Source organism: Anaerolineae bacterium, from assembly GCA_016931895.1.
Lineage (GTDB): Bacteria > Chloroflexota > Anaerolineae > 4572-78 > J111 > JAFGNV01.
The window spans coordinates 1-8,572 of the sequence record JAFGDY010000173.1 but is presented as its reverse complement, the minus strand read 5'-3'; the positions used below and the strand labels follow the sequence as shown (position 1 = coordinate 8,572).

The window sequence follows — 8,572 nt, the reverse complement described above, 5'->3', positions numbered from 1 at the left end:
TCCAGCCGCCCTTACCTTTTTTCAAAACTTGTAGCTCGAGGCCCTTTTCGATGAGTCCGCCTCTGATTGCACAAAACTTAGGCTAAGTAAAAACCAACTGCTCCAAAGAATAGTCGAAGCCATTGATGAAAGCGGATGGAATGTTTTATATGTTTCCACCATACCCCCATTTAAGCTAAATATTTATAAAGATGACATAAGATACCTGGTCAAGATTTATATTTGGAATTTATCTCATGGTGGTGGCAAAAAAAGACCTCTCAATGAATATCGAATTCAGGTAAAAGTTAAGGAAAGCTTACAAAAAGAACCCGGTTGGATAACTTTGATTTTAGGCTGGTGGGAAGAAATTGGAGTTTTTGCTGGGTTTGATTTCAGGAAACACCTTGGGCTTCCTGGCTGGTCTTCATCAATTCAAATTAAAGAGGAGGCCCTCAGAAATGCCTACATAAATGGTTTCGCCACTTCTGATAAAGGTAATCAGGAAATAGCCATAGCCTTCCGTCCAGATTTTTTTGTTGAATACATCCAAAATCTACAATCATTACATGATTTCGGACAATCAGCCGAGGATTTGCAAATTCTGGAAGATGTTGCTAAAGACCCCGAAATAAATGATGAAGATATTCAAATTTCAGATTATGACCGAAAGAGTGCGGCCGTAACAGTAAAACGAAAATTACGCGATATTAGCTTTAGGAAGCGAGTATTAACCGCTTACAGTTATCAGTGTGCAATCTGTGGAATTCAACTAAAATTGGTTGATGCAGCACACATTGTCCCAGTTCAAGAAAATGGAACAGATGAAACATCCAACGGTTTAGCTTTATGCGCCTTGCATCATAGAGCATTTGACAAGAGTTTAATCACCGTTTGGGAAGATTATTCTGTTAAATTGAATAACAAGCAAATAATGAAGTTGAGAAAGGTTAAGTTAGACGCAGGTTTAGACAAATTTCAAAAGAATTTGAGGCCAATAATACATTTACCTCCGTCCATTTCGGACAGACCACATATAGAATACTTAAAGCTGGCAAATAGAATCCGGGGTTGGGAATGATGTGGCAAAGCATCTAGTAACCGAATCTGGACTTATGATTGAACGATAGTTGTTCAGGAATTTTGTTTTTTGCTTGACTTTTAATCCCCATCGGTTCAACAATGGGGATTTTTTGTATACAAGCCGGCCGTTTTCACCCAAACTCTTTTACTTGAGAGGCATGTCAGAATCTATGATGCCGGCATCGGCAGAAGCGGAGGGTAGGGGGAGAAGATGATTCTCGCCCTCACAGCAGGCGCTGTAATGGGGATTGGTGAAACCAATCGCGTCGAACCCAAACAGGTAGGCGGCCAACAACGCCTGTTTGAAGGGGGGATAGTTGGCCCAATCACTGCCGGGCGGGGGAGCGCTGCCCGTGCTGACGGCGGCAATCCGCACGTTAGTTTGGGCGCGCGTGGCGATAAGTTGAGATTTGCGCTGCCAGTCATCAAGATGGTCGCAGCGGTCATTGGTTACGGGATGGCTTTCGGCCAGATACCAGTCGCCATCCTGCCAGGGAATAAGGCCGGTGAAGACGTCGGTGGGGTTCCAGGCGTTGATGAACACGGCCAGGTTTTGGGCGTGGGCGTAATTGATGGCCTGGGCTAACCGGGAAGTAGTGACGCCGTAATCTTGCCCGGCGTCGTCGTAAAAGATGCCGGTCACATTCATGGCAGCCCACTCGTTCACGTAAGTTTCAATGGTGTCCGTTGGTAAATTTTGCGTGGGCGGGCTGACGCCCAGGTCAACATACCCATAAACTTCAATTTCGTTTTTGCGTAGATTTTGGATGATGATTTTGGTGTTGGCATGTTCAAGATGGGTGGGGTGTTCCAGTCCGTCGCCAAAAACAACCACGTTAAATTGGCTAAAAACATGGGTGGCGGAAATCAAATTGCCTTGAGCGCCATTGACCAGGCTGGGCCAGCCATAGTAAATGGCCAGACGAGCCGGGGGGGTGGGTTCAACCACAGGCAGCACGCCTGTGTCTGTGATAATTGCCATAATGTTAATACAGAGGGTTGAGTCTTCCGGTTTACTATTTTGTCTCAGCCCCAGGCGGGTCAGCAAAAAGGGCAGGCTGAAAAGTAATAATGCCATAACCAGGGCCAAAAGCAAAACGATTAATAGATTTAATGATTTCCTAGAGGTAATGAAGTTTTCCAATCTCTTTGTTTCCTCATATGAGCTGAGAGAAATATGATGGAGAACTTCTACTGTCTGGGAATCGGCCTCATGGACAGGTTTGACGGTAGGAAGAGTCTCCCATATATCGCTGCCATTCTTGTTGACTCATATTACGTTGAGTATGCTGGCAGGCAAAGTTAATTAAGTTGGCCGGCGCAACATATTGGATAATTCGGACAGTGCCATCGCGGCCGGCAGTGGCCAGACGAGTGCCCTCGCCATTCCAGGCTGTGTGCAACACTGCTCCGGTATGCAGCCGAAATAAGGCCACTTCAGCGCCGCTGTCGGTATCCCAGATCCGAACCGTGCCATCCAAAGCGGCGGTTGCCAGGCGAATGCCATCTATGTTCCATTCGGCAGTGGAGACCCAACTTCTATGCCCGGTCAGTACGGCGTGCTCGGCCCAATAGGTAGTATCCCATACGCGGGCGGTGCCATCTCCACTGGCGGTAGCTACCCTGGTTTCATTTTGATTCCAGGCTACATGGACCACCGGCCCTACATGTCCCTCAAGTACAGCAATTTCTGCGCCATTTTGGACATTCCATACCCGGGCTGTGGTGTCGTCGCCGGCGGTCAATAGGCGTGTTCCATCTTTATTCCAGGCGGCATGCCAGATCAATCCCTGGTGTCCTGCAAGAGTTACCTGCTCCACTCCAGTTTTGGCATCCCATACGCGGGCGGTGCCATCCGCGCTGGTTGTTACAATGTGGGTATTGTCTTCATTCCAGGCCGCATAAACAACTTCATCGGTGTGGTCCGCCAGTACAGCAAATTCTGTGCCGGTCTTGGCGTTCCAAATCCGGGCGGTGCCATCCCGGCTGGCGGTTACAATTTGGTCGCCCTCCCGGTTCCAGGTAGCATACATTACGCCGGACGTATGCCCCTCAAGCATCGTCACTTCTTCCCCGGTTCTGGGATCCCATACGCAGGCGGTGCCATCTTCGCTGGTCGTCACCAGGCGCGTGTTATCCTTATTCCAGGCAGTATGTAGCACCCACCAATCGTGCCCTTCCAGTAGAACTCTTGCCGTTCCATCTTGGGCGTTCCATATCCGGGCCGTCTTATCATTGCTGGCCGTAGCCAGCCATTGGTCGTCTCCGCTCCAGCTCACGTGCCTGATAGTGTTGGTGTGGACCTTTAATGCGGCGATTTCCACCTGGCTTTTGGTATCCCATACGCGGGCGGTGCCATCTCCGCCGGCCGTCGCCAAACGAGTGTTGTCCCTGTTCCAAGCGACATAAGAAACCGGCCCTGTATGTCCCTCCAGCACCGCCAGGTTAATCCCTGTTTGGGCGTCCCATATTCGGGCCGTGCCATCCTGGCTGGCAGTGGCGATGTAGCGGTCATCGTTGGACCAGACGGCATAGACAACCGCTCCATGATGGTCGTCAAGGACGGCCATTTCCATACCGCTTCGGGCATCCCACACGCGGGCCGTACCATCTTCGCTGGCTGTTACCAGGCGCGTATCATCATTGCTCCAGGCGGCATAAACAACGCCCCAATCGTGGCTGGCCAACGTAGCCATTTCCATGCCACTTTGGGCATCCCAAATGCGGGCGGTGCCATCCCAACTGGTGGTGACAATTCGGGTGTTATCCCCATTCCAGGCGGCATAGGCCACCCAATAGGAATGGCCAACAAGCTGGGCGATCTCGTGGCCCGTTTCTACCTCCCAAATCCGGGCTGTATTGTCCTTACTGGCCGTAACAATACAGCTATCGTCACTGCTCCAGGCCGCGTGGACAACCGGAGCAGTATGGCCTTTAAGCGGAACAAGTTCAAGCCCACTTTGAGCATCCCAAATACGAGCAGTGCCATCTTCACTGGCCGTGACAATCCGGGTGTTATCATGACTCCAGGCAGCGCGCCAAACTTTTCTTCCATGCTCAAACACAGCAATGGGTTTTCCATTTTGAGCATCCCACACGCGGGCGGTGCCATCTTCGCTGGCTGTTACCAGACGGGTATCATTCCCATCCCAGGCTACTCCCAAAACTGCGCCCGCATGCCCGGTCAAGGTCATAATTTCCTGCTGACTCTTTGCATCCCAGATACGCGCCGTGCCATCCCCACCCGCCGTGGTCAGGCGAGAATCATCCCCGCTCCAGGCCACCTGCCACACCTCGGCCTCGTGTCCGGCCAAAACGCCCACTTGAGGCCACAGCCGCGCCAGCGCAGAACGTATCACCCTTTCATTTTCGTTAGAGGGTTGGATTTTTCTGGACTCAATGGCCAGGAGCAAGGACAGGCCGGGATTTTCTAACTCCAGTTGCCGGGCAGCGCCTTCAGCCAATCTACCGGCTTCGGCCTGGTTTTGCAATTCTTTTATTTCTTGCCGCTGAGAAAAAGTAATGGCCCATAAGATTATGACAAAAATCAATAAAATCCCTATGACGGTAGATACTACTTTTAACACCCATCGTTTGCATTCCTGTTTACGACTGGCCGAGATGAACTTTTCTTCCAGGGGAAGCAGCCGGGCGTCATTCTTATCTTTGGCTTCTAATACTTTCGCCAGGCGTGAAGCCTGGTAGAGAAAACTTGGATCGTACTTTGATTCTTGCCAGGCCCGCGCGTCTTCAGCCAGGCGGCGATGGATGCGTAACCATGCTCGATTCTCGTCAATCCAATCTCGCAGTTGCGTCCAGTGTTGGATAAGCGCCTCGTGCGCTATCTCAACAAATTCTTTTCCCTGGCCATCTACATTAACAGTAAGTAACCTGGCTCTAATCAGCCGTTCCAGAACCTCATCAATATCAGCAATATCCTGTTTATTTCGAGCCAGTGATTGCAAATCCTCGATTAATGCCGAGCGTCTGGCATCCCCGGTTTTTGCGCCGGGTTGGACCAATTGCAACAATATTTGGCGGCAGTGAGACTGTTGGGCCTGGTTGAGTTTAAAGAATTCTTGTTCAGCATATTGAGGTAGCGCTTTTTCTATGCCGCCAAGCTGTTGATAAGCTTCACAGGTCAGGTATTTACCTTCCCGCCTATGCCACAACTGCAACAAGGTATGCTGCAACAAGGGCAGGCTGCCCGGTGGCTGCCTGGCCATATCATTTGACAACTGTGTGACCAATTCAGGCTCTATCCGGCAGCCGACTTTGTTGGCCGGTTGCTCGATAGCTTGATGTAATTGCCTGGGCGTCATTCGCCCTACCGCCACCTGATAGACGCGCAAGGCGTCAACTAAAAACGGGTTATGGTGATTCAAGCACTCCCCATAAAAATCAGCGCGAAGGGTGATGACTACAATCACGCGACCAGCTTCTTCTTGAGCCGCGTGAAGTAGATTATCAATAAACGCCTGACCGATTTGGGGGTCGTGACAAAGGGTGAACACTTCTTCAAATTGGTCTATCACCAAAACTAGCCACTGTTGGGGGGAATCGTTGGGCCAGATTTGTTGAACTTTCTTATATAGCAAGTTTGTATCGTTTTGCAGGGCCTGACTCAACTCAAAGACAGTTTTTTCGTCTCGGAGTACTTGATCATCGTCAGTATGGGTCAAACGGAGAATAGCCCTGGCCAAATTGCGCAGGGGATCGTCGCGGGGCTGAAAAGTATCAATGGGCCATTGTTCGCTGCCCGCAATCAACTCCCCTTTTTCTAACTGGTACATTAAACCGGCCTGCACCAATGATGATTTCCCGCTGCCGGAGGAGCCAATAACCGGCAGAAACCGAATCCCTTTTTCTGCGCCCAAAGTCCAGCTCTGCAAAAATTTGATCAGGTTTTGAGTGGCTTCTTCACGGCCAAAAAACAACTCCCCTTCATTCTTGGTGAAGGCAGACATGCCAGGGTAGGGGCATCGCTGCTGAGGCTGCCAGGCTTGCAAGGCCGCTAACAACTCCTGATATATTTTATCTTGGGTGATTTCTGGAATATTTTTGGCCCTGGCCAGCCGGTCCAATTCTTTAACTGTATATTTCACACCGGCTGCCGATAATAAACAGTTCAGTTCAGCTTCTTCCAACCTCAAAGTGATTGCCAGCCTGAGCAAACCGGGCCAACTATGTGATCGAATTTTTAGGGAAACTATCGGCTCAGCCATCCAGTTGACCAGAGTGGCAGGTGGTATTTTACTTTTTGCCGCTATCTCCCTCAGGCTAACGTATCCCTGCTGCTTTATAAATTGGTTTGTGTACCTATTCAGGACTGCTGCCAGCTTAGAACACTCCTCCATATCCTCCACTCCATTATTAACGGTACTTTATGTAAAATTGTACAGGGGTGTACAATTTTTGTACGGAAATTGGTCGGATATATTACGCTTGTCATGGTAGAATTAGAGAAACTGACTAAAAATAATCGGCCGATTATCTACTTTTACAACAGGTATCCCATTAACATTATAAAAGCAATATGACTCAAAAGTCAACGAGCGAGCCTCATCTCAACCTGCCCAAACAAAGGGAAAATATTGTGGCGGATTCGGCTATTTGCCCAAGCCAAATACGAGGAGGATTTGAATGGCCTTTATAGTGTTTGTAATTGCCTGGTTAATTCTGGTGGTTATCTTCATCAGTACCAGGGGAGAATCTGAGACAAGTTCATTGGCCAGGTTTTTGGCCTGGCTGTGTCTCGGCGTTGTTGTTCTGACTGCCCTCGATACCATGTTTACGGCCAGTTTCTGGGCTAGTGTGGGGATGATTGGTTCTCCGCACTTGTTTGCGGGTAAAAAAATATCAAAACGAATGACGTATGCCTTACAAAAGGAGACAAACTGATGAAAACCAATCTCCCTTATTCTGAGCCCTGGCTGGGGCCAATTATTTCTATCCTGCTGGCCTTTACCGGCCTGATCCTGGCCCTGGCAGCGATGATCTTGCCTCGATCATACGAAACGCATACCGCAGTTTCACCCTATCCTGTTACCGGCAGAGACCTTGAAACTGTGGGCAAAGACAATGAGGCAAAGACGATGGCGACGGCTAGTTTGGGCCAGTCGCCGCTGCCCGTCGTCCTTACCAATTCAACCAAATGTTTTGAAACACGCGGTAGTATTTTATATGAGGGGAGTATTTTGCAGGTCGCTCAGACTCTGACAGAAGTGGTGGTTGAAAACATCTCCACCGTTCCAGTGGCTGTCAGAATATCCTGGGACGGTAAGGACCCCTGGGGTATTGGTGATGGGGAGGATTCCTATTTTGATGATTGGTTTACGTCTCATGAGGTTGTTCGCCGCCCCTTCAAACACCACCAATCTGTGCAGGTCTGGGCTTGGGGTGGATCAGGCGGAATAGTTGATTCCTGTAACTTGCCGGGATGTGACTTGCAAATCATGCCGGCCTCCTTTCTTTGCGGCACCCCTGTTGTAACCCCGGCCCGCCTGGCCATATATTACGCCTGGCCGAGCGTGGTCAACGGAGCGAGTGGTAATATTACCCAGGCCACCGCCGTCTTTACGCCCTTCGATATCGTTGTTTTGGGCGACGGCCTGGAACATCCCTCCCACGAAGATTACACTAACACCGTCGCCATCATTAAAAATTTAAAAGACCACGATGTCAAGGTTTATAGTTACATTGATTTGGGCGTTATCTCGCCCGCTCAAAATTTGAGCATTGTGACTATCACTACCCATGTTGATGCGTGGGCGACAATTACCGGCGTAACCGGAATCTTCTTTGATAATGCCGGCTACGACTTTGGTGTCAGCCGGACCCGCCTCATCTCTGCGGTGAATTACGTTCATAATAAAGACCTTGCCGTTTTCGTCAATGCCTGGCACCCGGATGATGTACTATCGGGCACAACGCCCCTAACAAAAGGTGACTGGATACTGGCCGAGAGCCACCCGGTGTCAGGTGGTCAGCATATTGACTTTGACTTCTGGTTTGAAAAATCTCAAAAACTTATCCGCTATCGGGAACAGCTTGGCATTCAAATTGCTGCAATAAGCACCGGCAGCGGCAGCACCAACTATTGGCCCATTTATCCCCCTTTCCGCTGCGCGCTCTACGCTTTTTATCTTTTTGGCTTTGATGCCTTTGGCTTTACCAACCCCAACTACAGCGCCTCTAATTTTGGCGCTAACCATCTTTGCGCCCTTCCCCCCTTTCCCAATATCGGCGCAATGTATCTTGGTGCGCCTGCTGGCCCGATTACTTCTACCGATACAGTCACCTACAGCCGGTCCACTGATATAGGCACTATTTACGTCTTTGGTAATGTTAATGCTCCTCCCATTTGTGATGGTAGACTCTTATCATGTAATGCCCTCTTTTCGCCGCTAATTATTAAGCAATGAATGATACTGTTGGTGAATTTATGTTAAGTAGCAGGCGCCAGAGCCAGAAACTTGGAGCGGCGTGTTCGTGCCTTTGGCCTTTCATC

At 49.6% G+C, this 8,572-nt stretch carries 4 protein-coding genes; 2 read left to right on the top strand and 2 right to left on the bottom strand.

The genetic code is table 11. The annotated features are described in order from the left end of the window. The first annotated feature begins 325 nt into the window (after positions 1-325). Entirely contained in the window at positions 326-1,060 is a 735-nt protein-coding gene (locus JW953_13235) for an HNH endonuclease (GenBank protein MBN1993658.1), read from the top strand. 147 nt (positions 1,061-1,207) lie between these two features. Here the strand turns inward: JW953_13235 and JW953_13230 are convergent, their stop codons facing one another. Together JW953_13230 and JW953_13225 are read right to left on the bottom strand one after the other, a co-directional pair. Continuing rightward, entirely contained in the window at positions 1,208-2,140 is a 933-nt protein-coding gene (locus JW953_13230) for a hypothetical protein (protein MBN1993657.1), read from the bottom strand. Between the two features lie 133 nt (positions 2,141-2,273). Next, positions 2,274-6,167: a WD40 repeat domain-containing protein gene (locus tag JW953_13225; GenBank protein MBN1993656.1), complete on the bottom strand. Its 3,894-nt coding sequence runs from the start codon at positions 6,165-6,167 to the stop codon at positions 2,274-2,276. A 795-nt stretch (positions 6,168-6,962) separates the two neighbouring features. Between JW953_13225 and JW953_13220 the strand changes: the two genes are divergently transcribed. Beyond that, positions 6,963-8,486, top strand: a complete 1,524-nt coding sequence (locus JW953_13220) for a hypothetical protein (protein MBN1993655.1) — start codon at positions 6,963-6,965, stop codon at positions 8,484-8,486. Positions 8,487-8,572 lie beyond the last annotated feature (86 nt).

Coding starts and splice junctions, on each gene's coding strand:
- JW953_13230 (MBN1993657.1), bottom strand. CDS start 2,140: ATGGCATTATTACTTTTCAGCCTGCCCTTTTTGCTGACCCGCCTGGGG.
- JW953_13220 (MBN1993655.1), top strand. CDS start 6,963: ATGAAAACCAATCTCCCTTATTCTGAGCCCTGGCTGGGGCCAATTATT.